At 70.1% G+C, this 23,673-nt stretch carries 26 protein-coding genes; 17 read left to right on the top strand and 9 right to left on the bottom strand.

Translation table 11 applies throughout. The features are described from left to right. Positions 1–59 precede the first annotated feature (59 nt). The 4 genes from ACLQ2O_RS16940 to ACLQ2O_RS16955 all read left to right on the top strand — a co-directional run bounded on the left by ACLQ2O_RS16940 (position 60) and on the right by ACLQ2O_RS16955 (position 3,115). Entirely contained in the window at positions 60–779 is a 720-nt protein-coding gene (locus ACLQ2O_RS16940; RefSeq protein WP_425832263.1) for an SDR family NAD(P)-dependent oxidoreductase, read from the top strand. Positions 780–793: 14 nt separating this feature from the next. Beyond that, positions 794–1,030, top strand: a complete 237-nt coding sequence (locus ACLQ2O_RS16945) for a tautomerase family protein (protein ID WP_425832265.1) — start codon at positions 794–796, stop codon at positions 1,028–1,030. A gap of 125 nt (positions 1,031–1,155) precedes the next feature. After that, on the top strand, positions 1,156–2,169 hold the full coding sequence (locus tag ACLQ2O_RS16950) for a nitronate monooxygenase (protein ID WP_425832267.1): 1,014 nt from the start codon (positions 1,156–1,158) through the stop codon (positions 2,167–2,169). Positions 2,170–2,179: 10 nt separating this feature from the next. Beyond that, positions 2,180–3,115 (top strand): pyridoxal-phosphate dependent enzyme, encoded by a 936-nt coding sequence (locus ACLQ2O_RS16955; RefSeq protein WP_425832270.1) that lies wholly within the window; start codon positions 2,180–2,182, stop codon positions 3,113–3,115. On the opposite strand, the gene ACLQ2O_RS16960 is transcribed toward ACLQ2O_RS16955, so the two are convergent. From ACLQ2O_RS16960 to ACLQ2O_RS16970, 3 genes are all read right to left on the bottom strand, one after another. Beyond that, a complete protein-coding gene (locus ACLQ2O_RS16960) occupies positions 3,108–4,052 on the bottom strand; it encodes a hypothetical protein (RefSeq protein WP_425832272.1) in 945 nt (314 codons plus the stop codon). The two genes, ACLQ2O_RS16955 and ACLQ2O_RS16960, sit on opposite strands and share 8 nt — an antisense overlap. A gap of 43 nt (positions 4,053–4,095) precedes the next feature. Continuing rightward, the gene (locus ACLQ2O_RS16965; RefSeq protein ID WP_425832274.1) at positions 4,096–4,605 is read right to left on the bottom strand and encodes a hypothetical protein; all 510 of its coding nucleotides are present in this window, start codon (positions 4,603–4,605) and stop codon (positions 4,096–4,098) included. 98 nt (positions 4,606–4,703) lie between these two features. Beyond that, entirely contained in the window at positions 4,704–5,225 is a 522-nt protein-coding gene (locus ACLQ2O_RS16970; protein WP_425832276.1) for a hypothetical protein, read from the bottom strand. Positions 5,226–5,324: 99 nt separating this feature from the next. Here ACLQ2O_RS16970 and ACLQ2O_RS16975 point away from each other — a divergent pair, with 99 nt between their 5' ends. Then, positions 5,325–6,299 (top strand): helix-turn-helix transcriptional regulator, encoded by a 975-nt coding sequence (locus ACLQ2O_RS16975; protein ID WP_425832278.1) that lies wholly within the window; start codon positions 5,325–5,327, stop codon positions 6,297–6,299. Here the strand turns inward: ACLQ2O_RS16975 and ACLQ2O_RS16980 are convergent. Then, positions 6,265–7,287, bottom strand: coding sequence for a P1 family peptidase (locus ACLQ2O_RS16980; RefSeq protein WP_425832280.1), 1,023 nt, complete (start codon positions 7,285–7,287; stop codon positions 6,265–6,267). The two genes, ACLQ2O_RS16975 and ACLQ2O_RS16980, sit on opposite strands and share 35 nt — an antisense overlap. Before the next feature lie 19 nt (positions 7,288–7,306). On the opposite strand from ACLQ2O_RS16980, the gene ACLQ2O_RS16985 reads away from it, so the two are divergent. Then, positions 7,307–7,987, top strand: coding sequence for an MBL fold metallo-hydrolase (locus tag ACLQ2O_RS16985; protein WP_425832282.1), 681 nt, complete (start codon positions 7,307–7,309; stop codon positions 7,985–7,987). Positions 7,988–8,173: 186 nt separating this feature from the next. After that, positions 8,174–8,611 (top strand): cupin domain-containing protein, encoded by a 438-nt coding sequence (locus ACLQ2O_RS16990; RefSeq protein WP_425832284.1) that lies wholly within the window; start codon positions 8,174–8,176, stop codon positions 8,609–8,611. A 5-nt stretch (positions 8,612–8,616) separates the two neighbouring features. Here ACLQ2O_RS16990 and ACLQ2O_RS16995 read toward each other — a convergent pair whose 3' ends face one another. Beyond that, on the bottom strand, positions 8,617–9,447 hold the full coding sequence (locus ACLQ2O_RS16995) for an LLM class F420-dependent oxidoreductase (protein ID WP_425832286.1): 831 nt from the start codon (positions 9,445–9,447) through the stop codon (positions 8,617–8,619). 159 nt (positions 9,448–9,606) lie between these two features. On the opposite strand from ACLQ2O_RS16995, the gene ACLQ2O_RS17000 reads away from it, so the two are divergent. After that, on the top strand, positions 9,607–10,173 hold the full coding sequence (locus ACLQ2O_RS17000; protein ID WP_425832288.1) for a dihydrofolate reductase family protein: 567 nt from the start codon (positions 9,607–9,609) through the stop codon (positions 10,171–10,173). A gap of 66 nt (positions 10,174–10,239) precedes the next feature. Here the strand turns inward: ACLQ2O_RS17000 and ACLQ2O_RS17005 are convergent, their stop codons facing one another. Next, complete coding sequence (locus ACLQ2O_RS17005; protein ID WP_425832290.1) at positions 10,240–10,983, bottom strand: phosphotransferase; 744 nt, start codon at positions 10,981–10,983, stop codon at positions 10,240–10,242. A gap of 325 nt (positions 10,984–11,308) precedes the next feature. On the opposite strand from ACLQ2O_RS17005, the gene ald reads away from it, so the two are divergent. Beyond that, a complete protein-coding gene (gene ald / locus ACLQ2O_RS17010; RefSeq protein ID WP_425832292.1) occupies positions 11,309–12,424 on the top strand; it encodes an alanine dehydrogenase in 1,116 nt (371 codons plus the stop codon). A 22-nt stretch (positions 12,425–12,446) separates the two neighbouring features. Next, on the top strand, positions 12,447–13,382 hold the full coding sequence (gene xerD, locus ACLQ2O_RS17015) for a site-specific tyrosine recombinase XerD (RefSeq protein ID WP_425832294.1): 936 nt from the start codon (positions 12,447–12,449) through the stop codon (positions 13,380–13,382). 4 nt (positions 13,383–13,386) lie between these two features. Here the strand turns inward: xerD and ACLQ2O_RS17020 are convergent, their stop codons facing one another. After that, complete coding sequence (locus ACLQ2O_RS17020) at positions 13,387–14,613, bottom strand: sensor histidine kinase (RefSeq protein WP_425832296.1); 1,227 nt, start codon at positions 14,611–14,613, stop codon at positions 13,387–13,389. Positions 14,614–14,757: 144 nt separating this feature from the next. Next, a complete protein-coding gene (locus tag ACLQ2O_RS17025) occupies positions 14,758–15,444 on the bottom strand; it encodes a response regulator transcription factor (protein ID WP_425832298.1) in 687 nt (228 codons plus the stop codon). Between the two features lie 103 nt (positions 15,445–15,547). Between ACLQ2O_RS17025 and ACLQ2O_RS17030 the strand changes: the two genes are divergently transcribed. The 7 genes from ACLQ2O_RS17030 to ACLQ2O_RS17060 all read left to right on the top strand — a co-directional run bounded on the left by ACLQ2O_RS17030 (position 15,548) and on the right by ACLQ2O_RS17060 (position 22,151). Further along, a complete protein-coding gene (locus tag ACLQ2O_RS17030; protein WP_425832300.1) occupies positions 15,548–16,069 on the top strand; it encodes a hypothetical protein in 522 nt (173 codons plus the stop codon). A gap of 74 nt (positions 16,070–16,143) precedes the next feature. Beyond that, positions 16,144–17,406 (top strand): low temperature requirement protein A, encoded by a 1,263-nt coding sequence (locus ACLQ2O_RS17035; RefSeq protein WP_425832302.1) that lies wholly within the window; start codon positions 16,144–16,146, stop codon positions 17,404–17,406. 452 nt (positions 17,407–17,858) lie between these two features. Continuing rightward, positions 17,859–18,734, top strand: a complete 876-nt coding sequence (locus tag ACLQ2O_RS17040) for a ParA family protein (RefSeq protein ID WP_425832636.1) — start codon at positions 17,859–17,861, stop codon at positions 18,732–18,734. Next, the gene (locus tag ACLQ2O_RS17045; RefSeq protein ID WP_425832304.1) at positions 18,731–19,114 is read left to right on the top strand and encodes a hypothetical protein; all 384 of its coding nucleotides are present in this window, start codon (positions 18,731–18,733) and stop codon (positions 19,112–19,114) included. The genes ACLQ2O_RS17040 and ACLQ2O_RS17045 overlap by 4 nt, the downstream gene beginning before the upstream one ends. A gap of 7 nt (positions 19,115–19,121) precedes the next feature. After that, the gene (locus ACLQ2O_RS17050; protein WP_425832306.1) at positions 19,122–20,117 is read left to right on the top strand and encodes a segregation and condensation protein A; all 996 of its coding nucleotides are present in this window, start codon (positions 19,122–19,124) and stop codon (positions 20,115–20,117) included. Continuing rightward, positions 20,114–21,424 carry an SMC-Scp complex subunit ScpB gene (gene scpB, locus ACLQ2O_RS17055; protein ID WP_425832308.1) on the top strand — a complete coding sequence of 437 codons (1,311 nt, stop codon included), beginning with the start codon at positions 20,114–20,116 and terminating at the stop codon, positions 21,422–21,424. The genes ACLQ2O_RS17050 and scpB overlap by 4 nt, the downstream gene beginning before the upstream one ends. Further along, positions 21,417–22,151, top strand: a complete 735-nt coding sequence (locus ACLQ2O_RS17060; RefSeq protein ID WP_425832638.1) for a pseudouridine synthase — start codon at positions 21,417–21,419, stop codon at positions 22,149–22,151. The genes scpB and ACLQ2O_RS17060 overlap by 8 nt, the downstream gene beginning before the upstream one ends. Positions 22,152–22,421: 270 nt before the next feature. On the opposite strand, the gene ACLQ2O_RS17065 is transcribed toward ACLQ2O_RS17060, so the two are convergent. Further along, positions 22,422–23,561 carry an alpha/beta hydrolase gene (locus ACLQ2O_RS17065; protein WP_425832310.1) on the bottom strand — a complete coding sequence of 380 codons (1,140 nt, stop codon included), beginning with the start codon at positions 23,559–23,561 and terminating at the stop codon, positions 22,422–22,424. Positions 23,562–23,673: the final 112 nt, after the last annotated feature.

The following is a 23,673-nucleotide window of genomic DNA, read 5'->3' on the forward strand; positions in this document are numbered from 1 at the left end:
ACCGGTCGTCTAGTGTCTGAAAGTAGTAGACCGTTCGTCTAGTAAATCTGGAGAGCATCATGAGCACACCGTCCAAGGTCGCGATCGTCACCGGAGCGTCGCAGGGCATCGGGGCCGGCCTGGTCGCCGCCTACCGCGCCGCCGGGTACCGGGTGGTCGCGACCTCGCGGTCGATCACCGACTCCGGCGACGCCGACGTCGTCGCCGTACCGGGGGACATTGCCGACCCGGCGACCGCCGCGCGAGTGGTCGAGGCCGCGCTGGAGCGGTTCGGCCGGATCGACACGCTGGTCAACAACGCGGGCGTCTTCGTCGCCAAGCCGTTCACCGAGTACAGCGTCGAGGAGTTCGAGCTGATGAACGCGACCAACCTGGCCGGGTTCTTCCACCTGACCCAGCGAGCGGCCGCGGTGATGCTCGAGGCCGGGTCCGGGCACATCGCGACCATCACGACCGCGCTGGTCGAGCAGCCCGACGAGGCGGTCCCGTCCGGTCTCGCGTCGCTGACCAAGGGTGGGCTGCAGGCCGCGACCAAGTCGCTCGCCATCGAGTTCGCGGCGCGCGGCGTCCGGGTGAACGCGGTCGCGCCGGGTTACATCAAGACCTCGATCCACCCGGAGAACACCCACGCCACCCTGGCCGGCATGCACCCGCTGGACCGGATGGGCGAGGTCAGCGACGTGGTCTCGGCCGTGATGTACCTGGAGGCCGCCGACTTCATCACCGGCGAGGTCCTGCACGTCGACGGCGGCCAGACCGTCGGCCGGACCGCGGCGTAAAGGAGGTTGGGACGATGCCTGTTGTCACGATCGACGTGACCCGGGAGGGCCACACGCCGGGCGCCGACTCGGTCACCGCGGAGGAGAAGGCGGCGCTGATCAAGGGCGTCAGCGAGGTCCTGCGGGACGTGCTCGGCAAGCCGTTGGAGTCGACGTTCGTGATCATCAACGAGGTGGACACGGCGAACTGGGGTTGGGGTGGTCTGCCGGCGCTGGAGTTCCGGGCGCAGCGGGCGGCCGAGAACGAGTAGCCGGTACGCCGGTCGTTTGCGTCCGAAGAACCGTGCAGCGTCCGAAGGAGCGTGGCCTATAGCCTCGGGTTCTTCGGACGCATCGCACTTCTTCGGACGCAAGGGGAGTGGAGGAGGATTCGGGAATGACTGGTTCGTGGACGGCGTCGGCGGTGCCGGTGATCGCTGCGCCGATGGCCGGCGGGGCAACTCGACCGGCGTTGGTTGCGGCGGTTGCTTCGGCAGGTGGGTTCGGGTTTCTTGCCGGAGGCTACAAGACGCCCGAGGCGCTGGGTGCGGAGATGGATGCGCTGACCGTGCCGTTCGGGGTGAACCTGTTCGTGCCGGGGCCGTCGACGGTGGGTGAGGCGGAGTTTCGGCGGTACGCCGGGGAGTTGGCGGCGGAAGGTGCGCCGTACGGGCTTGATCTGGCGGCGGCGCCGATGGTTGAGGACGACGATCACTGGCAGGGAAAGATCGACCTGCTGCTGGAGAGTCCGGTGCCGTTCGTGAGCTTCACGTTCGGGCTGCCAGGGGCCGACGTGGTCGCTGCGCTGACGAAAGTCGGTACGCAGGTGCTGGCCACGGTGACGACGGCGGCGGAGGCGCGGGCCGCGGTCGAGCTGGGGGTGCACGGGCTGATCGCGCAGGGCACGGAAGCCGGCGGGCACAGCGGGACGCACACGCCGGAGCAGCCGGGTGTCGTGCCTTTGCGTGAGTTGGTACAGCAGGTGGTTGCGGCGACCTCGTTGCCGGTGATCGCTGCCGGAGGTGTCAGCGAGTCCTCGCAGGTACGAGAGCTGCTGGCGCTGGGGGTTTCTGCTGTTGCTGTTGGGACGGTGCTGCTGCGCACGGACGAGAGCGGCGCGAGCGCCGTACACAAGGAAGCGATCGCCGCGGCTGGGCCGGATCGGACTGTCATCACGCGGGCGTTCACCGGTCGCCCGGCGCGCGGCCTGCGGAACGGATTCATCGACCGCCACGAGGCGACCGCGCCGATCGGCTATCCCGCGATCCATCACCTGACGCGACCGTTGCGCGCGGCCGCAGCCGCGGCCGGTCAGCCGGATCAGGTCCACCTGTGGGCAGGGACCGGCTACCGTCGAGCGCGGACCGGCCCAGCCGCCGACGTCATCACCGCACTCGCCGCCGAACTGTAGAGGACAACTGATGTCTGCGCCGAAAGTCTCACTCGGTACCTGGCCGACCCCGCTGGAGCAGGCGTCGCGTCTGGCGACCGCGCTCGGGCTGACCGACCTGTGGTTCAAACGCGACGACCTCGGCGGTTTGGGGGCCGGAGGCAACAAAACCCGCAAGCTGGAGTGGACGCTGGGCGCGGCACTCGCGGAAGGCGCCGAGACGGTCGTCACGACCGGCGCGCCGCAGAGCAACCATGCCCGCCTGACCGCAGCAGCCGCAGCTCGGCTCGGCCTGAACGCCGTACTGGTGTTCCCTGGCGAGGCCGGGCAATCGCGCTCGGGCAACCTCGCACTCGACGGGTTGTTCGGCGCCCGCGTCGTCTGGGCGGGGGACCGCGACCGCGCCCAGGTCGCCGAGGAAGTCGTCGCCGAGGCAGGCAAGGCCGCGCTGATCCCCTTTGGTGGTTCCAGCGCAGTCGGCGCGCAGGGCTACGTCGAGTGTGCCCGCGAACTGAAGCAGCAGGTCCCCGGCCTCACCACCGCGATTGTTGCCCTGGGCTCCGGCGGCACGATGGCCGGCCTGGTCGCCGAACTCGGCCCCGAGCGCGTACTCGGCATTGACACCGGCGCACTCGCCGACCCGTTGTCGGTCGTCGCTCAACTGGCGAGTGAAGTCGGCGGCACCACCATCAACGCCGACCGACTCCGCGTACGCCGAGACCAGGTAGGCCCCGGCTACTCCCACTTCACCAAGGCCTCCGCCGCCGCACTCACCCTGGTAGCCCGCACCGAAGGCGTCGTACTGGACCCCATCTACACCGGCCGAGCCATGGCCGGCCTGATCGCCGCAGCCGAGGACGGCACCCTCCGCCCCGGCGACCGCACCGTCTTCCTCCACACCGGCGGCCTCCCCGGCTTCTTCGGCAACCCCGAAGCCGTCACGTACGCGGAGTCCCACCTCAGCTAGTACGCGTGTGGGTCATCTTCCAGTTGGGGGTCCAGGTCTGGCCGGTGTCGGTGGAGAAGGACTGTTGCCAGCGGGCTTTCTGGTCGCCGGGGGTCCACTCGAAGCGGACGTCGATGGGGTGGTCCTCCCAGGTGTCCGGGCCTTCGAAGATTCCGGTGCCGTTGGTGAAGGCGCCGACGACCGGGGTTTCCAGGTGGCCGCGTTGGCTGTTGATCCAGTGGATGGACCAGGTGGCGGTGGTGGGCTTGTAGAGGCGGAAGGTCGCGCCCTGGAAGTCGAGGGTGGGGAACCAGCCTTCGTCGAAGCTGATGGCGCCGTCGAAGTAGGTCCAGGCCTGCATCCGTGACTCGGCGTCGTACCACTCGGCCGGTTCGCCGAGGGCGGGGCGGCGGCGTTCGTTGTGGAGGTCCCAGCTGCCGACGAGGAAGTCGAAGTCGCCGGTCACCTTCGGGATCTCGAGCGGCGGCGGCGCGGTCTCGCGGCGGGTGAAGTCCATCGTCCAGTTGACCTCCCAGGTCTCGCCGCCGTCGGCCGAGAACGACTGCTCCCAGTGGGCGGTCGTGGCGGTGACGTCCGACCAGCTGTAACTCGCGAGGATCGGGCGGTCGTCGTACGTGTCCTCACCGACCAGCCGGCACGAACCGTCCTTCCACTTCCCGCGGACCGGCGGGAACACCTCGTACGACGTGCTGTTCACCCAGTAGATCGACCACTCCTCGGCCACCGGGTCGAACAGTCGCAGCGACAGCCCGTACGAGCCCTTGGTCGGGAACTGCATCTCGTCGAGGCTGATCGCCCCGGCGAAGTGCGTCCGCGCGCTGCAGGTACCGGCGTACTCGTCCCACTCGTCGCTGCCGGTCAACGGCTTGAGCAACTGCCGGTGCGCTACGTCGAAGTGCCCGTTGAGAAAGTCGAAATCACTGGTCGCTGTGGTCATGGCCTGAGCGTGCCAGCGAAACCTGACAGGTCATGGCAGTGTTTCAGTCGGTCGCGAGAAGCTGGCGCCGGCGACGAAACCGGCGTGGCGAGTGCCACTGCTCGATCAGGCCGGCTGTCCACAGGACCGCGAGCAGCACGCCGAAGCGATTCCCGACCACGATGTTGAGTACGGCGATCGCCAGGTTGAGGCCGAACACAACCGTCATCCACGGACGAGCGCGGCGCAGGTTGCGCAGACGCAGGTCGACCAGGTCGAGCGCGGTCGCGCGGATGTCCGTGCGGGTGGGCACCGGGCCGCGCCAAGCGGCGGTGCGGGCAGCCTTCCAGTCGGCGACCGGGAGCGGAGCGAGGGCCTGACGCAGGTCGCGGCGCGGTGTGCGAGTGCCGAATGCCAACGCGACGCCCATGAGGAGCCCGGCCGCTCCGCCGCCGATGAGCGCGGCGGGCATCGTGTCGCCGGACACCTTGATCGTGATGGCGATCATGATCCCGAACGGGGCTCCGGCGAGTAGGCCGATCGCCCAGGTCGGGGCCCGCAGAAGCCGTTGCATCCGAGTCATCCTGCCGGTTGCGGGCCGCCGACGCGAGGGAAATGCATGTTGGTGCAGGGGGCGGCAGGCGGTGGCCAGCCGGCCGACCGGGTGCGGAGTCAGAGCGAGCGGCTGTCTCCGGCGAGCAGGTCGCGGCGTTGGGTGAGGCGGTGGGGTGCGAGCCAGTGGAGGGCCAGGGCCGAGGCCAGGAGTACGGCGAGGGGGATGTACCACCAGTGGCCGAGGATGACGGTGATCAGGCTGATGGCCAGGGCGGTGCCGTACACGACGGTCATCAGGGTGCGGACTCGGCGCAGGTGGTGCAGGCGGAGGTCGATGAGCTCGACGGCTTTCGCGCGGATGGCCGGCTGGGTGGGGATGGGGCCTCGGCGGGCGGCTGTTCGGGCGAGGTCGAAGTCGGCGGATGGCAGCTGGTCGAAGATCGGGCGCAAGGTGCGGCGCTGGCGGACTGCGCCGGTGGCGATGACGAGACCGAAGAGGAGTCCGACGACTGCGCCGAGGGTGAGCGCGAAGGTGACGGAGTCGCCGGAGAGGGCGACCAGGAGGGTGATCACGACGGCGACCGGGAGGCCGGTGAGCAGGGCGAGGGCCCAGGCCGGGGCGGTCAGGAACGTGCGCACCGGACCAGGCTGGCACGGGGGCGGGTCTTGGGGACAGAGTCCGCACAGGGGTAGGTAAACCTGACAGGGCGTGGCAGCGTTTCGGCGTACTGTCTGAGGATGCGTTCGAGTCGGTTGTTGTCGATTCTGTTGCTGCTGCAGACGCGGCGGCAGTTGACGGCGCGGGAGTTGGCCGACGAGCTGGAAGTCTCGTTGCGGACGATCTATCGGGACGTCGAGGCGCTGGCTGCCGCTGGGGTTCCGGTGTACGCCGATCAAGGGCGCGCGGGTGGGTATCGGCTGGTCGACGGGTATCGCACGCGCCTGACGGGGCTGACCGAGCAGGAGGCCGCGGCGCTGTTCCTGGTGGGGATGCCCGGGCCGGCGGCGGCGTTGGGGCTGACGGCGGAGACGTCGGCGGCGGAGCTGAAGTTGCTGGCGGCGTTGGCGCCCGATCAGCGGGATCGGGCGGGGCGGCTGAAGAATCGGTTCTACCTCGACATGCCCGCGTGGTACTCCGAGGCCGAGGACTCGCCGCAGCTGGCGCCGGTCGCTGAGGCGGTGCTGCACGATCGGCGGATCAAGGTGCTCTACCGCCGCTGGGAGGCGCCGCGCGAGGTCGAGCGGGTGCTCGATCCGTACGGGCTGGTGCTGAAGAACGGGAGTTGGTACGTCGTTGCGGCGGCCGGCGAAGCCGTGCGGACCTACCGTGTCTCCAACATTCTCGAGCTGACGATCACCGACGAGGAGTTCAGTCGGCCGCGCGGGTTCGACCTGGCGACGGTGTGGCGGGAGCACTTGGAGGAGTTCGACCAGCGGCGGTTCACCGGTACGGCGCTGGTGCGGGCGTCCGCCGGGCTCGTACGGCGGTTGAAGGACGTGTCGTTTCCAGTGCTGGTGAAGGCGATGGAGGGTGTCGCGCCGGACGACGACGGCACGGTGACGGTGACCGTGCCGATCGAGTCGGTCGGGAACGCGGCGTCGCAGTTCATCCGGTACGGCGACGAGCTGGAGGTGCTCGCGCCGGAGGAGGTTCGGGCGGAGATCCGGCGGCTGGCGACTACGGTCGCCGCGCTCTATCCCGCGCCGCGATGATCTGGTCGTGCGGTACGGCGTACTGGGTGCGCCCTCGGAATCCGGTCGTCGTGCGCGCGGCGGTGAGGGAATTGAGCAGCGCTTCCTCGACGGCTTCGAGCGTCGCCTGGAAGACTGGGCCGAGGTCCTGGTCGGGCATCGGCGGCCGGTACGACGTGGCGAACGCGATCGCGTAGTCGCCGCTGCCGGGCGCGTAGTCGGAGCCGATCCGGCCGAGCGCGAAGATCGCGCGCCGGGCGATCCGGCCGAGCTGCCGGGCATCGAGCGGGAGGTCGGTGGCGAGCACGATCATGCAGGAGTTGCCGTCGGGCTCGGTCTGACGTGGTGGGGCTGGGATCGGGGTGCCGAGGACTTGGAGGGTGCCGGAGAAGTTGGACTGGACTAGCGCGCCGATCGTGCCGGTGGGCGCTCCGGCGACGGGGCCGCGTTGTAACGGATCGCCGGCGAGCGGCAGTCGGCGGGACGCCGTACCGATGCCCGCTTTGAAGCCGAGGGCGGAGGTTCCGGTGCCGGCTCCGACGCAGCCTTCCGCGGGGAGGTCGGCGGAGGCGTTCGTGAGCGCGTCCAGAACGTGCTGCTCGGTGATCGGGCGGCGGCGGATGTCGGACAGGTAGCCGTCGTTGGTCTCGCCGACTACTGGGTTGAGGCTGGTTGCCTTCGGGTCTCGGTCGAGCAGGTAGGTGAGAAGCGCGTCGGCGGCGCGGAAGACCGAGAGCGTGCCGGTGAGCAGGATCGGCGTCTCCAGCCGGCCGAGCTCGTCGACCTGCGTGGTGCCGACGAGCTTGCCGTATCCGTTGCCGACGGCAACAACTGCCGGGAGGCCGGCGGTCACGTCCGCGGGGACGATCGCGGTCACCCCCGTGTGCAGGTCGCCGTCGTCGATCGTCGTCTGACCGACGCGCACCCCCGGTACGTCGGTGATCGCGTTCAGCGCACCGGTCGGCAGGCTCCCGATGACGACACCCAGGTCACGCGCTCTTGTCTGCATGCCCACTATCGTCGGTCAGATGAAGCTGGAGCACGTGGCTGGGCGGGTGTGGGTTTATCCGCATGATCCGGATCCCGAGGCGATCGGGGCTTCGGTGGGGGTTGTGGCGGATGAGCGGGGGAGTGTGCTGATCGACGCGGGGAACGGTCCGGCGCATGGGCGGGAGGTTCGGCGGGCGATCGAGGCCGCGGGGCTGCCGGAGCCGCGGTGGTTGGTTTTCACGCATCATCACTGGGATCACACGTGGGGTGCGGGCGGGTGGGAGGGCGTCGAGGTGGTCGCCCATGCTTCGGCGACGGCGATTCTGGCGGCGGAGGCTGAGCGGCCTTGGAGTCATCAGTACTTGCGTGACCAAGTGGTGGCGAACCCGAAGCTCGGGCCGAGTTTCCGGGCGCGGGCGCTCGCCGTACCGGACTTCTCCGAGCTGCGGATCGTGGTGCCCGACACAACGTTCGAGGAGACGCTGACGTTGCCGACGGGCGTGCGGCTTCGGTACGTCGGGGGCCGGCACGCGCCGGACTCGATCGTTGCCGTTGACCCCGAGTCGGACGTGATGCTGGTGGGGGACTGCTACTACCCGCCGCCGTTCCATCTGCGGACCGAGGACGACACGACGGACTTCGGGATGGCCCGCAGGTTGCTGCGCGAGGGGCACGCGTACTACGTCGACTCGCACTCGGAGCCGCGGAAGATGAGATGAGAGCCGCGGAAGGGAGTCAGTCGGCCGCGACGCCCAGCGGCTGACCCGACACCTCGATGAGCGCCGCCGCGACCGTCCGCGCGTTCGCCGTACGGGAGTCGCTGGTGGTAAGCGGTCGGGCGTCGGTTCATGCCTGAACTCTGCCTGCTCGCGCGCCCAGGCGTCACGGGTATTACCGTTTCCGGCATGGCGACCCAGGAACGGCCCGAGCTGGCCGAGGCGTTGGACCTGACCCAGCACCCCGAAGGCGGCTGGTTCCGCGAGACCTGGCGCTCGGACGTGACGTTCGAGCCGATCGGGTACGACGGGCAGCGGGCCAGCGCGACCGCGATCTACTTCCTGCTCGCGCCGGGCGAGGAGTCCCGCTGGCACAAGGTGCGCTCGGCCGAGATCTGGCTCTGGCACTCCGGCGGCTCGCTCACGCTCGACCTCGGCGGCACCGGCGACGACCCGGAACTGGCCGAGTCGATCACCCTCGGCCCGGACGTGAAAGCAGGCCAGCAGCCGCAGGCCGTCGTACCGGCCGGGGCCTGGCAGGCCGCGCGACCGGTCGACGACGAAGCGGTGCTGGTCTCGTGCATCGTGTCGCCGGGCTTCGACTTCGCCGACTTCACGCTGCGCTAGAGCTCTTAGAGAAGAACCGTGGCCAGCGCCTCGTAGCCCGGCAGCAGGTCCGGACCTTCCTTGCCGAGCTGCTGGACGGCGACGTGGTCGGCGCCGGCTTCGAGGTGGGCGTTCAGGCCTTCGGCGATCTCGACCGCCGTACCGTGCAGGACCAGGGCGTCGACCAGGTGGTCGCTGCCGCCGTTCTCGAAGTCGTGGTCGTCGTACCCGAGCCGTTTGAGGTTGCTGGTGTAGTTGCTGAGCTGCAGGTACCGGGCGAGGAAGTCGCGGGCGATCGCGCGTGCGATCTCCTGGTCGGTCTCCAGCACCACCTTGTGCTCCGGCGCGAGCAGCACGCCGGCACCGAGCGTTTCGCGTGCCTGCCGGGTGTGCTCCGGAGTGGTCAGGTACGGCAGGGCGCCGGCGGTGCGCGCGCCGGACAGCTTCAGCACGCGCGGTCCGAGCGCGGCCAGCGCGCGCCGGTCGGTCGGGACCTTGCCCTCGTCGAGCGCGTCCACGTAGTCGACGATCGTCTCGTACGGCGACTTGTACTCGCCGGTGTGCTCGCGGTGCCCGATCCCGACGCCGAGCAGGAACCGGCCCGGGTGGTCCTCCTCCAGCCGGTGGTACGACGCGGAGACCTCGGCCGCGTCGGCCTTCCACATGTTGACGATGCTGGTGCCGACCTTCACCTGCTCGGTCGAGGCCAGCAGCACCTCGGCGTCGCGCAGGTGCGCGGCCGGCGACCCACCGAGCCAGATCGTTCCGTACCCGAGCTGCTCCACCCCGGAGGCAAGCTCGGGACCCCATTGGTCGCCGATGTGCCAGACCCCGAACCGTCCCAGATCGACCGCCACGTCGTGCTCCTCTGCTCGTCAGACATTCCCTTGGGGCAACTCCGGGCGGAGAGCGGCCATTCCGGCGACACGGGCAAGTCTTGCTGTTACTCCTGCGTCACTCAACGATGGTTGCGGGGGCAACCATTCGGTGGACTCGCGAGCTGGCAGGGTTCGGGGATGCGCAGACTCACCTACTACGTCGGAACGTCGCTCGACGGGTTCATCGCCGACCCGGACGGCGGGCTCGGGGCGTTCCCGATCTCGCCGGACATCGTCGACCACATCGCGGGGGAGTACCCGGAGACCCTGCCCGGGCAGGCCCGCGAGCAGCTCGGGCTGAGCGGCCCCGGCAAGCACTTCGACACCGTCGTCCAGGGCCGCGGAAGCTACGCGCTCGCGCTCGACGCGGGCGTCACCAGCCCGTACCCGCACCTCAAGCAGTACGTCGTGTCGTCGACCCTCGCCGACGTCGACCCCGAGGTCACCGTCATCGCGTCCGACCCGGTCGGCGCGGTCCGCGCGCTGAAGCAGGAGGACGGCGGCGGGATCTACCTGGCCGGCGGCGGCAACCTGGCCGGCCAGCTGCTCGGCGAGATCGACGAGCTGATCGTCAAGCTCTACCCGGTCGTGCTCGGCGGCGGCATCCCGCTGTTCGGCATCGGCTTCGCCCCGACCAGCCTCACCCCGAGCACCCACCAGCTCCTGGGCGACGGCACCGCAGTACTGAAGTACCAGCTGAACTGAGCCGCGGCCGGCGAGCACGCCCGCCCGGCACACGACGGCCGAGCACGCGCGCCCCGGCTGCTGGGATCACCCCAGGTACTTCGCGATCTCCGGGATCCGCACCCGCAGGTCGGCGAGGCGACGCTCCGTCCGCTCCGGCTCGCCGACCGCGGCGAGGTTGAGCATGCCCGGCTCACCCGCAACCTGCCCGGCGCGGATCACCCGCGCCGAGCGCTCCGCCTGGACCGGTGCCCGTTCGAGGATCTGCAGCGCGGTCACACCAGTGCCGTACGCCTCGGCCATCAGGCTCACCCGGCGTGCCTGCTCAGCCGGGTCGAGCGGGATCGCCAGCGGCGCCGTGTTCCAGGCGGTGAACGCGATGTCGTCCAGCGGCACACCAGGCCCGGCGAGATCCCAATCGATCACACCGCTGAAGCCCCGCTCGTCACCGATCCAGTTGTAGTACCCGAAGTCGTGCATGCACACGATCTCCTCCGCCCCGAGCACGCTCCGACCGGCCCGCCAGGTCACCACCCCCTGAGGCCGGTACGACGCGACGACGCGGTGGTACTCCGCGAGCCACTCCATCGCCGCCACCAGCACGTCGTCGGCCACCTGCTCGCCGTACGACGTACCGGGCAGGTAGTCGAGGACCTCCCGGCCGCGCTCGTCGAAGCCGTGCACCCGCGGCGCTCCGCGCAGTCCCGCGGCCGCGAGGTGAGCGAGCAGCGCGTGCACGGCCGGGGTCCACGGGCCGGTCGGCCGGCGGACGGTGTCGCCGACCCGGACGGCACCGCCGACGTTGCCGCCGGGCAGAGCGATTTCTTGCACGCCAGAACCTTTCACCGGGAGTTGTCGGACGATGCCGGAACGCCTGCCACGCAAGGAAAGGATTGCGTCAAGAATGCGCCTGAACGACCGGACCCGGTCTGTCGCGGGCAACTCCGCGAGGCGCTGTGACGTCTTCAGGGGAGAGTGTAACCAAGCCGCAGAACTCCCGGTCAGCGCGTCGCCACCGGACAAGACCAACCGCTGCAGTGGTATGAACCCTGCGGGCTTACACTCGCAGCGACTCGGCACGGACGACCCCTCGACCGCCGGGCCGCGGACACAGCGTTGTGGGCCGCATTCCCTGGAGACGGAAGAAGGGCGAGCAGTGAAGGTCGGAGTTCCGAAGGAAGTCAAGAACCACGAGTACCGGGTGGCGATCACCCCGGCCGGGGTGCACGAGTTCGTGCGCAACGGGCACGAGGTTCTGATCGAGCAGGGAGCCGGGACCGGTTCGCTGCTGCCCGACGAGGAGTTCGTCGCGGCCGGGGCACGGATCGTGCCGACCGCCGACGACGTGTGGGGCGAGGCCGAGCTGGTGCTCAAGGTCAAGGAGCCGGTGGCCGAGGAGTACCACCGGATGCGCCGCGACCAGGTGCTGTTCACCTACCTGCACCTGGCCGCCAGCCCCGAGACCACCCAGGCGCTGACCGACTCCGGCATCACCGGCATCGCGTACGAGACCGTCCAGCTCCCGGACGGGTCGCTGCCGCTGCTCGCCCCGATGAGCGAGGTCGCGGGCCGGCTCGCGCCGCAGGCCGGCTCCTACCACCTGATGGCCAACGGCGGCGGCCGCGGCGTCCTGATGGGCGGCGTCTCCGGCGTGCACTCGGCCCGGGTGGTCGTGATCGGCGCCGGGGTCGCCGGGATGAACGCGGCGGCGATCGCGCTCGGCATGCAGGCCGAGGTGCAGCTGTTCGACCGCAACATCGCGCGCCTGCGCGACGCCGACCGGACCTACCAGGGCCACCTGCACACGGTCGCGTCGAACGCGTACGAGATCGAGCGCGCGGTGCTGAACGCCGACCTGGTCATCGGCGCGGTGCTGGTCACCGGCGCGAAGGCGCCGAAGCTGGTCAGCAACGAGCTGGTGTCACGGATGAAGCCGGGCAGCGTGCTCGTCGACATCGCGATCGACCAGGGCGGCTGCTTCGAGGACTCGCGCCCGACCACGCACGCCGACCCGGTCTACAAGGTGCACAACTCGCTGTTCTACTGCGTCGCCAACATGCCCGGCGCGGTGCCGAACACCTCGACGTACGCGCTGACGAACGTGACCCTGCCGTACGCCGTGGAGCTGGCCAACCTCGGCTGGCGCGAGGCGCTGAAGAACGACCACAGCCTCGCGCTCGGCCTGAACACCTTCGACGGCCACGTCACCTACGGCCCGGTCGCCGAGGCCCACGACCTCGACCAGCTGAAGCTCGACGAGGTTTTGGTCTGACCCACCAGGCAGACTGCTCTGCATGAGTGATATCGGGCGGGCAGTCAGCGCGTACCTCGACCATCTGACGGTCGAGCGCGGGCTGGCCGCCAACACCCTGGCGTCGTACCGGCGGGACCTGCGCCGGTACGACGAGTACCTGGCCGGCTCGGACGTCACCGCGCTCGGCCGGATCTCCGAGGCCGTGGTCGGTGACTTCCTGATGCGGTTGCGGGAAGGCGACGCCGGCCACCCGCCGCTGACCGCGTCCAGCGCGGGACGCACGGTGGTCGCGGTCCGCGGGTTCCACAAGTTCCTCCTGCGCGAAGGGCTGACCGCGATCGACCCCGCGGCCGCGGTGAAGCCGCCGGTCCCGCCGCAACGGTTGCCGAAGGCACTGTCCGTCGACGAGGTGACGCGCATCCTGACCGCGGCGGCCGGCGTCGAGGGGGAGTCGGGAGTGCTGGAGACGCGGGACGCGGCGCTGCTGGAGTTCCTGTACGGGACCGGCGCGCGGATCTCGGAGGCGGTCGGGCTCGACGTCGACGAGGTCGATCTCGACTCCGGTGAGGTGCTGCTGCGCGGCAAGGGCAGCAAGGAGCGCGTCGTACCGGTCGGGTCGTACGCGCGGGACGCGTTGTCGGCGTACCAGGTGCGTGGACGGCCGGAGCTCGTCGGGCGAGGGCGCGGCACGCATGCGCTGTTCCTCAACGCGCGAGGAGGGCGGTTGTCCCGGCAGAGCGCATGGACCGTGCTGCGGCGGGCGACGCAGCGGGCGGGGATCAGCAAGGAGATCTCGCCGCACACCCTGCGGCACTCCTTTGCCACGCACCTGCTCGACGGCGGTGCCGACGTACGGGTGGTGCAGGAGCTGCTCGGGCACGCGTCGGTGACGACGACGCAGGTCTACACGCTGGTGACGGTGGACAAACTGCGCGAGGTGTACGCGACCAGCCATCCCCGCGCGTTGTCGGGCTGAGCCTTCACGGCTCCGCGGCGTCGAAGGTTGCCCGGAGGCCGCCCAGGGGTGAGGTGGTGAGCTGGAGGGAGCCGCCGGCGGCGAGTGCTGTGCGGCGGGCGATGTCCAGACCGATGCCTGTACTGCGGGTCGATCCGGGAGCGCCGTCCGGAGGCAGGTCCGGGCCGGCGTCCTCGACCCAGGCGTGGCGTTCCGCGTCCACCCCGACACGGATCTCGGTGCCCTCCGGCGTGTGCCGGAAGGCGTTGTCGAGCAGTACGTCGAACAGGGCGGCCAGGTCGTCCGCACCGATCCGGACCGGGATCGGCCCGTCCGCGACCTCGCCGGTCAACCGGCGGCCGGCGTCGTCGGCCAGCGCCGACCAGAAGTGCAACCGTTCGCGCGCGACCTCGGCCAGGTCGCTGCGCACCGCACCTCCGGCCCGCACCGGCCGGCGGGCGGTCCGGATCATCTCGTCGACCTCGGCCGTGATCCGGTCCACGCCTGTAACGAGGCGGGCGCTCTCCTCGGGATCGCGCAGCCCGCCGACGTCTAGCCGCAACGCGGTCAACGGCGTCCGGAGGCGGTGGGCCAGATCCGCGCTCTCCGTGCGCGCGGTGGTGAGCAGCTCGTCGATGCGCAGGGCGAGCCGGTTCAGCTCGGCGCCGACCTGCCGGACCTCGGGCGGCCCGGCCGGAGTGACGCGGGCGGTCAGGTCTCCCTCGCTGAGCCGACTGGCGGTCCCGGCCAGGCTCGCGATCGGCCTGACCACGCGACGGCCGAGCGCGTCCGCCGCGAGCATGCTCGTCGCGAACAACGCCAGACCGCCCAGCGACAGCAGCAGCCAGCTCCGGGCGACACCGGCCCGCAGCTCCGAGCTCGGGATGAAGACGCGAACCACGGTCGTCCCGTCGGTGAGCGACTGGACCGGGACCAGTACCTCCCGGCCGCCGGTGGTCTCCGCGACGAAGGAGGCGCCGTCGCGTTCGGCAAGCTGCACCGAAGGCGTTTTCGGTGCGGTTGCGCCCGCGGTGGTCCCGTCGGGCCGGAACACGGTGGTGCGGTCGTCGGGCTGCACCGACGCCGATCCCAGCCCGGCGACGAGGTCGGCGGTGGACTGTGCCCGCAGCAACGCGTTCGCGGTCGCGTTGGCGGCCGCCTCGGAACGCAGCAGCAGACCAACCGGTACGAGGGCGAGCACGAGGACGAGCAGTGTCGTGACAGCGACCAGCTCAGCGATCCGACGCCGCATGTCAGCAAGCCTCCGGCGCGCTCGACCGACGGTGGATGTCCGCGGGGCTCCGGCGAGTCGACCGAAACTGCAGGTCGGCGGGCCGTCGGCGACTCCACCTGCGGTGGATGTCGGCGAGGCTCCGGCGAGTCGACCGGCGGCGCATCAGTTGGTCTCCGGGGCGGTCAGGCAGATGCCGACGCCTCGGACGCTGCGCAGGTAGCGCGGCTCCCGGGCGGTCTCGCCGAGCTTGCGGCGGAGCCAGGACAAGTGGACGTCGACCGTCTTCTCGGCTCCGCCGTACGCGAGCTGCCAGACGTCGACGATCAGCTGCCGCCGTGTCACCACCTGGCCGGGGCGTTCGGCGAGGTAGGCGAGCAGGTCGAACTCGCGAGGGGTCAGGTCGAGCACGATCCCGTCCAGCCGGGCGACCCGGCCGCCGAGCTCGACCGTCAGACCGCCGACCGAGAGTTCGCGCGGCCGGTTCGGGGCGCCGCTGCGCCGCAGGACCGCCTGGATCCGGGCGTGCAGCTGCTCCGGGCTGAACGGCTTCACCAGGTAGTCGTCGGCGCCGTCGTGCAGGGTCCGGACCATCAGCGGTTCCTCGTCCCGGGCGGTGACCACGATCACCGGGACCTTGCTGACCGCGCGGGCCATCCGGAGGATCTCGCCGCCGTCGACGTCCGGCAGGCCGAGGTCGAGCAGGACCAGGTCCGGTCCGCCGGCGGTGAGCTCGGCCAGACCGGCCAGCCCGGTCGGCGTCGTACTGGTCGCGTACCCGTGGGCCCGCAACGCGCGGAGTAGCGCGGCCCGGACGTCGGCATCGTCCTCGACGACCAGGATGTGCGGCATGGCACCGACCCTAGAGGGCGCGGGGAGCGGATCCGGGCGGCCTCGACGGGTCTTACGCTGGCTTTAGCGTGGCGTTAGGACAACTGTGACGAGGGTGGGTGACATGAAGAAAACCCTGAAACGATCCCTGCTGATTCCCACCCTTTGCCTGTCCGGCGCGCTGGTCGCGGCCGGCGGCGCCACCGCCGCACTGGCCGGTACCGGTCCTTCCGGTCCGGCCGTCCTCACCTCCGCCGAAGTCGACCAGCAGCTCGCCGCTGCACCGGCCGCCACCACTCCCCGGCCGCTCACGCAGGCCGAGGCCGAGAGGGTCAAGGCTGGGGGAGAGGTGAACACCCTCATTGGGGGGTCGAAGAGCGCGTCGATGCTGGCGGCGTACTGCCGTGCGGACAAGATGACCAACGTCAAGTTCGTCGCCAGGCCGGGCTGGAAGCGCGCGGGCGAGCTGGAACCGGTAACCCTCGAGGTGCTCGGCAAGCAGCGGTCCGCGGTCGCCGGGACCCATGTCAAGGGGGCCGAGCGTCAGCAGCTGGCCATCTACTGCATCGGCAACGTCGCGTCGACGGCGTCACGGGTCCCGGGCGGCGAGTGGACCATCCGGCTGACCAAGGTCGCGCCGTACTGACTCGCGCCCTCGGAGAAGCGCCCTGACTGGCGTCCTTCCCCGGTCGCCGCGGTCGGCGCCCTAAGGTGTCGACCGTGGCGACGGACTCGACGAGTACTGAGGAACGGCACGCGAGCTGGCTGGAGCTGTTCTTCGACCTGACCGTGGTCGCGGCCGCGGCGCAGATCGCGCACCGGTTGCACGGTGCGGAGAGCATCGGGCAGGTCGCTGCCTGCGGGGCGATGTTCTACGCGATCTGGAGCGTCTGGACGACGACCAGCGTCTACGCGAACGTCGCCGGGGAACGCACGCGGCAGCGCGCCGTACTGCGGACGATGCTCGGGATCGCGGTGATGGCCGCGGCCGTGCCCGGCGTGTGGCCGGAGCTGCTGCCCGGCGAGCACCACGACGCGCCCGAGGGCCGGACCACGGTGTTCGTCGTCGCGTTCCTGATCTGCCGGGCGATCGCGTCCCGCTCGGCCGCGCGGGACGGGCAGGTGGTCGCGTTCTGGCCGGCCACGCAGTCGGTCATGGCGACGCCGTGGGTGGTGTCGCTGTTCGTGCCGGAGACGGTCGCGTACTGGCTGTGGGGTTTCGCGATCGTGGTCGACGTCGCGTTCTCGATGGTCGGCGCCGGCAACCCGCGCGCGGTCGAGGAGATGACGAACCGGGCGCGGCGCCGGCAGGAGCAGAACCAGCAGCGCGAGCAGCGCCGGCTGGCCCAGCTGATCCAGCGCGGCATCTCGCCGAAGCGGCTGCCCGCGCCGCAGGCCAACCTGCTCTCGGTCGCCCAGGTCGAACGTGGGCACCTCGACGAGCGGCTCGGTCTGTTCGTCATCATCGTGCTCGGTGAGGCGCTCGCCCAGGTCGTTGCCGCCAACACCGAGCTGGACTGGACCCCGGCGGTGATCGCGTCGTCACTGATCGGCTTCTTCATCCTGGTGCAGCTGTGGCGGCTGACCAGCCTGTACGGGTTCACGCCGGCTCCTCGCCGTACGGCGTCGCTCGAACCGTGGCAGGCGCTGCCCGCGCACCTCGGCGTGACCGCGTCGATCGTCACGATCGCGGCCGGCTTCGGCGGGCTGATCCCGGCCGCGGCCGAGCACCTGCACACCAAGGACCGGTGGTTCGTCTTCGGAGGGCTCGCGCTGTACGTGATCACCAGCGTCGTCGCCGCGCTGTTCGGGAAGGCGCCGCTCAAGTGGTACCTGGGCTGGGCGCTGCCGAGCCTCATGGTGCTCGCCGCCGCGGGGGTCTTCGGGCACCCGTTGCCGGCCTGGTCGCTGGCCCTGATCGCGTACGCCGTCCTGGGGTGGTTCTCGGCGTACAACCGGCTGGCCGACACGCGGACGGTGTGAAACCGGCCCCGGTGCGTGACCGAGGTCAACGGTGTGCAATCATCCCTGCACGGTCGGTCACCTTTCTCGGGTGATCGGCCTGCTGTGGAATGCCGACCGGAAACCACCCGACCCGGCTGCGGAGTGGCCGCTTGAGAGTGCTTGAATGCACGCTTACAGTCGCTGGGATCGCCCGTATCGGTTGAAAGGTTTGACGAGTCATGAACGAGTCGACATTCCCGGGCACCCAGCACCACGAGCACCAGTACGCGACGCCGTCGACGGAACCGATGTCGCCGGCCCCGGAACCGAGCACAGCACCGAGCACCGAAGCGAGTCCCGAACCACGCACCGAAGCGAGTACGACGCCGCAGGAACCGCCGGCCAGTGCCGAGGAGAACCAGCAGCGTCCGATCATCCCGAACAACTATGCGGAGATGCCCCGGCCGACGGCCAAGCTCACCGCGGAGGACATGGCACCTGTGAATGACCCGCACGGCCCGAGGCACAAGATCGGGCCGACCGGACGGCCGCTTCCCGATCTGCCGGAGGTGCTGCCGCCGACCCGTCTCGGGCCGGCGCGGGTGATCGCCATGTGCAACCAGAAGGGTGGCGTCGGCAAGACCACGACGACCATCAATCTCGGGGCCGCGATCGCCGAGACCGGGCGCAAGGTGCTGCTGATCGACTTCGACCCGCAGGGCTCGGCCTCGATCGGGCTCGGCGTGCAGCCGCACGACCTGGAGCTGTCGGTCTACAACCTGCTGATGCAGCGCGACATCCGGCCCGACGAGGTGATCCGGCCGACCAAGGTGGAGAACCTCGACCTGCTGCCGGCCAACATCGACCTGTCCGCGGCCGAGGTGCAGCTGGTCCAGGAGGTCGCCCGGGAGTACACCCTGCAACGGGTGCTCGAGCCGCTCATCCCGCACTACGACGTCATCCTGATCGACTGCGCCCCCTCGCTCGGCCTGCTCACCGTCAACGCGCTGACCGCGTCGCACGGCATCGTCGTACCGCTGGAGTGCGAGTTCTTCGCGCTGCGCGGCCTGGCGATGCTGACCGACACGATCGCCAAGGTGCAGGACCGGCTCAACCCGAAGCTGGAGATCGTCGGCATTCTCGGCACCATGTTCGACGGGCGCACCACGCACGCCCGGGAAGTACTCGACCGGGTCGTCCAGGCCTTCGACGAGCGCGTCTTCCACACCGTCATCCGGCGTACAGTGAAGTTCCCCGAGACCACGGTCGTCGGCGAACCGATCACCACCTACGCTCCTTCGTCCCAAGCGGCTACCCAGTACCGCGACCTTGCCAAGGAGGTGCTGGCGCGTTGTCCCGCCGGGTGAGCCTGCCAGGTGCCAGCGAGCTGTTCGGGGGTGCGGCAGTAAAGCAGACCCGACCCGAGAAGCGCACAGGAAATTCAGCTGGCACCGACGGACCGGCACTGTCCGACCGACCGGCCTCCACGGGCCGGGCCCGGACCGCCGTCGTCGAGGACCGCAAGTCCAGTGGCCGGATCCGGCACGACACGAAGATCACCGTGTACGTGACGGAGGAAGAGCTGCTCGGACTCGAACAGACCAGACTCGCGCTCCGCGCCGAGCACGGCCTGACGGCCGACCGTGGCCGGATCGTCCGCGAGGCGATCGACGTGCTGCTGGCCGACTTCGTCGACCACGGTCCCGACTCGGTGCTGGTGCAGCGGCTCCGGGCTGCCGCGGAGTAGGTCCGTCATGGCCGACACCTCGACGGACCTGCCGACCGATCGGCCCGACGGCGAGTCGTCGTCCGGCAAGGGCTTCAGCGTCCACCTGGTCAACTTCGAGGGGCCGTTCGACCTGCTGCTGCAGCTGATCAGCAAGCACAAGCTCGACATCACCGAGATCTCGCTGTCCAAGGTCACCGACGAGTTCATCGCCTACATCAAGGCGCTCGGCGCGGAGTGGGACCTGGACCAGACCTCGGAGTTCCTGCTGATCGCGTCGACGCTGCTGGACCTCAAGGCGGCGCGGCTGCTGCCGCAGGGCGACGTCGAGGACGCCGAGGACCTGGCGCTGCTGGAAGCGCGCGACCTGCTGTTCGCGCGGCTGCTGCAGTACCGGGCGTTCAAGCAGATCGCCGCGTTGATCCAGACGCGGGTGGCGGAGGAGGGGCTGCGCTTCCCGCGGGCCGTCGGGATGGAGCCTCGGTTCGCCGAGCTGCTGCCGGAGGTTCTGCTCGGGGTCAGTCCTGACCAGTTCGCGGTGCTGGCAGCAGCTGCGATGGCGCCGAAGAACCTCATTCCTGAAGGCGTTTCACTGGCGCACCTGCACTCGCCGGCGGTGACGGTGCGCGAGCAGGCGGCGATCATCATCGAGCGGCTCCGGCTCCAGCGGACGACGACGTTCCGGACGCTGGTGTCGGACTCGCCGGACACGGTGACCACGGTGTGCCGGTTCCTGGCGCTGCTGGAGCTCTTCCGGGAAGCGGCGGTGACGTTCGAGCAGGTGACGCCGCTGGGTGAGCTGACGATCCGCTGGACCGGGACCGACGAGGGCGAGATCGCCGTCGGTGACGAGTTCGACGAAGTCACGCCGCCGGAGTCCGCGGAGGGTGAGGCGCCCGAGGTGACCGACGACCACATCACCGCGTTCATCGCCGACGGTGAGTCACTCACCGAGGACGAGCCCGAGCTCGATCCCGCCACCGATCCGGCTTCCGAAGCCCCGACCGAGACGGCAGACCAGTGACCGAATCCTCCAACCCGACCACCGATGCCCTGGACTCGGTCAGCACCACCGAGACACCGGTGGAGCAGCACGACGAGGCGCCGGCGGACGACGTACAGGCTGAGGTCGTAGAAGCTGCTGACGGCGCGGGTGCTGAGTCCTCGGACGCTGAAGAACTGCTGCTGCAGCTGGAGGAAGAGCCTGCCCCGGGTGAGGTCGTCATCGACGACGTCAGCATGCGGCGGGCGCTGGAAGCGATCCTGATGGTGACCGACGAGCCCCTGCCTGCTCTCGTTCTGGCGCGGGCCGTGGGACGGCCGGTGGCCGACGTGACCGAGGCGTTGAAGGAGCTGGCGGGCGAGTACACCGAGCAGGGCCGCGGGTTCGACCTGCGGGAGGTCGGTGGCGGCTGGCGGTACTACACGCGGCCCGCGGAAGCGCAGTACGTGGAGAAGTTCGTGCTCGACGGGCAGCAGGCGCGGTTGACGCAGGCCGCGTTGGAGACGCTCGCGGTGGTCGCGTACAAGCAGCCGGTCAGCAGGCAGCGCGTGTCGGCCATCCGCGGTGTCAACGTCGACGGCGTGATGCGGACGCTGATCAGCCGCGGCCTGGTCGAGGACGCCGGCGCGGACACCGAGTCCCAGGCGACGCTCTACCGGACCAGCACTTACTTTCTCGAGCGCATGGGTATGCAGACCCTGGACGACCTGCCGGAACTCGCCCCTTACCTGCCGGAGATGGACGACATGGAAGAAGAGCTCGCCGCCCAGAACACCCCGACCGCCGAAGCGGTCGGTACGCCGGACTCCGACGAGGCGGTGACCTCCGACGTGGGGGCCGCCGGCATCGACGGGGACCTCAGCACCGGCGACAACCCCCAGCTCGACCTCGAGCACGAGGAGCCGGAGCTGGAGCCGGCCGAGGAGCTGGAGGCCGGTGGTGACACCGAGCTCGACCAGGAAGAGGCCGACCCGGCGGAGATCCCGGAGACCGGCAGCGAGACCGAGGAGACCGACGACTCGGACGACGACTCCGAGGACGACGGCGAGATCGTCGTCCCCGCGGACGACACGGACGACGAGCACGACGATGACGACGAGGACGACCTGGTCGAGGACTCCGGCGACGAGGACGACGGCGACGAGGACGACCACCTGGAGTCCGCCGAGGAGCTGACCGGCGAGACCGAGGACGTCCGGATGGACGCCGCGGAGGAACTCACCGACGAGGACACCGCGCTGGACGGCGTACCGGTGGACGACGGGCAAACGGTGGGCGACGACAGCGACGCGGGCAGCGCGCAGTACCGTGTCCGCAGTGATGACTGAAGACAACGGGATCCGGCTGCAGAAGGCGCTCGCGCAGGCGGGCGTCGCGAGCCGGCGCAGTGCGGAGCTGCTGATCGAGCAGGGCCGGGTCGAAGTGGACGGCTCGGTCGTCACCGAGTTCGGCACGCGGGTCGACCCCGCGGTGTCGGTGATCCGCGTCGACGGTGAGCGGATCCCACCGAGCAGCGCGCACGCGTACCTGGTGCTGAACAAGCCCCGTGGCGTCGTCACCACGATGGCCGACCCGCAGGGCCGCCCGTGCGTCGCCGACTACGTGCTGGACCGCGAGGAGCGGCTGTTCCACATCGGCCGGCTCGACACCGACACCGAGGGGCTGCTGCTGCTCACCAACCACGGTGAGTTCGCGCACCGGCTCGCGCACCCGTCGTACGAGGTGAGCAAGACGTACGTCGCCGAGGTCGACGGCAACGTCAAGCCCGTCGTCCTGCGCCGCCTGCTCGACGGCGTCCACCTCGAGGACGGCGACGCCCAGGCCGACACCGTCAAGGTGACCGCGGAGATCAAGGGCCGCACGCTGATCCAGATCACCCTGCACGAGGGCCGCAACCGGATCGTCCGCCGCATGTTCGACGCGGTCGGCCACCCGGTCAAGCGCCTCACGCGCACAGCGATCGGCCCGGTCCGCCGAGGCAACCTGCACACCGGCGAGCTCCGCGAGCTCGACCCGAAGGAGCTCGGCCAGCTGCTCGACCTCGTCGAACTCTGATCCGGTCGAAGGACCCGCGCACGAGCTTCCGTACGGCGGGCATCGCGTCGGTCTGCTGCCGACGAACCTCGTGCGTTCGGCCGGTGTCATCCGACCGGCCAGCACCCAGGACCCCGCCTTCGCACCGGAACCACTGCCTGAGCATCCGGTACCGACCGACAGGATGTGGCTGCGGAGGCGGGCTCGGTGGGTGAGTGGTGCAGGCGTGGGAGGTGGGTTCGGGGCGGGCTCGGCTGAGAGACGTCCTGTCGCGCGGTACCCGACTGCGCGCTACTGGTGGAGGGTGCGATCGAAGAAGGTGTGGAGGAGGGTGCGGACGGCGCCGGCGTTCGGCCTGTCGCCGACGAGTTTGGTCCGTTCGGCTGGGGTCATCAGGCCGGCCGCGACCAGCTGTGGGGCGAAGGCTGCGTAGTCGGTGAAGGCCCAGTGGTTGGCTTGTCGCAGTTGCGTACGGCGTACTGGGCCTCCGTGGGACTGGACTGCTGACCAGGTGCGGTCGAAGCGGGGGTTGGTGTAGCCGTCGGTGCCTGCCAAGAGGAGGGGCTTGCGGGTGCCTTGCTGGGCGATGGGGTAGAGCGTGCCGTCGGCGAGGTCCAGGTAGCCCTCGAGGTTGGCTGCGCAGCGGATGCGGGGGTCATCGTGCATGGACTGGGCTGCGGTGGCGCCACCGGCGGAGTGGCCGTAGGTGCCTACGCGGCGGAGGTCGAGGGCTCGGTGGAAATTGTGGGGGAGTGGTCGGCCGGAGGCATCCGGGTTGTGGCCGGCGGCCAGGCGGTGGAGTTCGTCGAGGACGAAGTGCACGTCGGCGAAGCGCGTGGTCATCATCGTGCGGTTGAGGACCGGGTCGGTCTGGATGTCGGGGGTGACTTCGATGGTGCGCGGCGGGCGGTCGGGGAAGTCGACCTCGCTGGTTTCGCCGGGGTGGTCGATGGTGACGACGACGTAGCCGTGGCTGGCCAGGTCCTCGGCGAGGGACGTGCCGATCGTGCGTGGGTCGGCGCCGCCGGGGCTGTAGAGGAGGACGGGGCGTCGTACGGGGAGAGCGGAGGCTTCGGCGTACGAGTGGGTGCGGGTCCTTGCCCAGTCGACTCCAGTGGACGGGAGTTCGGGGTGGAGGAGGTCGGCGTCGAGGCCCGCGAAGATTTCGGCCGCCACAGGAGTCAGGTGGGGTGCGAGCAGGTAGCCGCGGGTGGTCGCGGCCGGGTAGTAGAGCGTGGTCATCAGCTCACGGGTTGTTGCCGCGTTCCACGGATCGCCGCGGGTGGTGTCGATCAGGTGCAGTGTCGTCGTACCGATGTGGTGTGGTCCGGTTGGCTTCGGGAGCCGGAGAAAGAACGGCGAAGCCGAGGCAGGTAAGGCCCCGGCGAGCGTGGTCGAAGCGACTGCGGCGATGAAGGTTCGTCTCCTCATGACCACGACGTTGGCAGCCGCAACCATCGTCGTCACTGCTGTCGGGCCGACCTCCACCGAAGATCCACCGGCCGCGGGAAAGCGCTCTCGAACCACGGACGGTTGACATCAA

Source organism: Kribbella sp. DT2, from assembly GCF_049844575.1.
In the GTDB taxonomy this organism is placed as follows: Bacteria; Actinomycetota; Actinomycetes; order Propionibacteriales; family Kribbellaceae; genus Kribbella.

Coding starts and splice junctions, on each gene's coding strand:
- ACLQ2O_RS16980 (WP_425832280.1), bottom strand. CDS start 7,287: ATGCAGACAAGAGCGCGTGACCTGGGTGTCGTCATCGGGAGCCTGCCG.
- ACLQ2O_RS16965 (WP_425832274.1), bottom strand. CDS start 4,605: ATGCAACGGCTTCTGCGGGCCCCGACCTGGGCGATCGGCCTACTCGCC.
- ACLQ2O_RS16985 (WP_425832282.1), top strand. CDS start 7,307: ATGAAGCTGGAGCACGTGGCTGGGCGGGTGTGGGTTTATCCGCATGAT.
- ACLQ2O_RS16940 (WP_425832263.1), top strand. CDS start 60: ATGAGCACACCGTCCAAGGTCGCGATCGTCACCGGAGCGTCGCAGGGC.
- ACLQ2O_RS16975 (WP_425832278.1), top strand. CDS start 5,325: ATGCGTTCGAGTCGGTTGTTGTCGATTCTGTTGCTGCTGCAGACGCGG.
- ACLQ2O_RS16990 (WP_425832284.1), top strand. CDS start 8,174: ATGGCGACCCAGGAACGGCCCGAGCTGGCCGAGGCGTTGGACCTGACC.
- ACLQ2O_RS17040 (WP_425832636.1), top strand. CDS start 17,859: ATGGCACCTGTGAATGACCCGCACGGCCCGAGGCACAAGATCGGGCCG.
- ACLQ2O_RS17000 (WP_425832288.1), top strand. CDS start 9,607: ATGCGCAGACTCACCTACTACGTCGGAACGTCGCTCGACGGGTTCATC.
- ACLQ2O_RS16950 (WP_425832267.1), top strand. CDS start 1,156: ATGACTGGTTCGTGGACGGCGTCGGCGGTGCCGGTGATCGCTGCGCCG.
- ACLQ2O_RS17025 (WP_425832298.1), bottom strand. CDS start 15,444: ATGCCGCACATCCTGGTCGTCGAGGACGATGCCGACGTCCGGGCCGCG.
- ACLQ2O_RS17030 (WP_425832300.1), top strand. CDS start 15,548: ATGAAGAAAACCCTGAAACGATCCCTGCTGATTCCCACCCTTTGCCTG.
- xerD (WP_425832294.1), top strand. CDS start 12,447: ATGAGTGATATCGGGCGGGCAGTCAGCGCGTACCTCGACCATCTGACG.
- ACLQ2O_RS16960 (WP_425832272.1), bottom strand. CDS start 4,052: ATGACCACAGCGACCAGTGATTTCGACTTTCTCAACGGGCACTTCGAC.
- ACLQ2O_RS17065 (WP_425832310.1), bottom strand. CDS start 23,561: ATGAGGAGACGAACCTTCATCGCCGCAGTCGCTTCGACCACGCTCGCC.
- ACLQ2O_RS17060 (WP_425832638.1), top strand. CDS start 21,417: ATGACTGAAGACAACGGGATCCGGCTGCAGAAGGCGCTCGCGCAGGCG.
- ACLQ2O_RS16955 (WP_425832270.1), top strand. CDS start 2,180: ATGTCTGCGCCGAAAGTCTCACTCGGTACCTGGCCGACCCCGCTGGAG.
- ACLQ2O_RS17050 (WP_425832306.1), top strand. CDS start 19,122: ATGGCCGACACCTCGACGGACCTGCCGACCGATCGGCCCGACGGCGAG.
- ACLQ2O_RS16945 (WP_425832265.1), top strand. CDS start 794: ATGCCTGTTGTCACGATCGACGTGACCCGGGAGGGCCACACGCCGGGC.
- ACLQ2O_RS17020 (WP_425832296.1), bottom strand. CDS start 14,613: ATGCGGCGTCGGATCGCTGAGCTGGTCGCTGTCACGACACTGCTCGTC.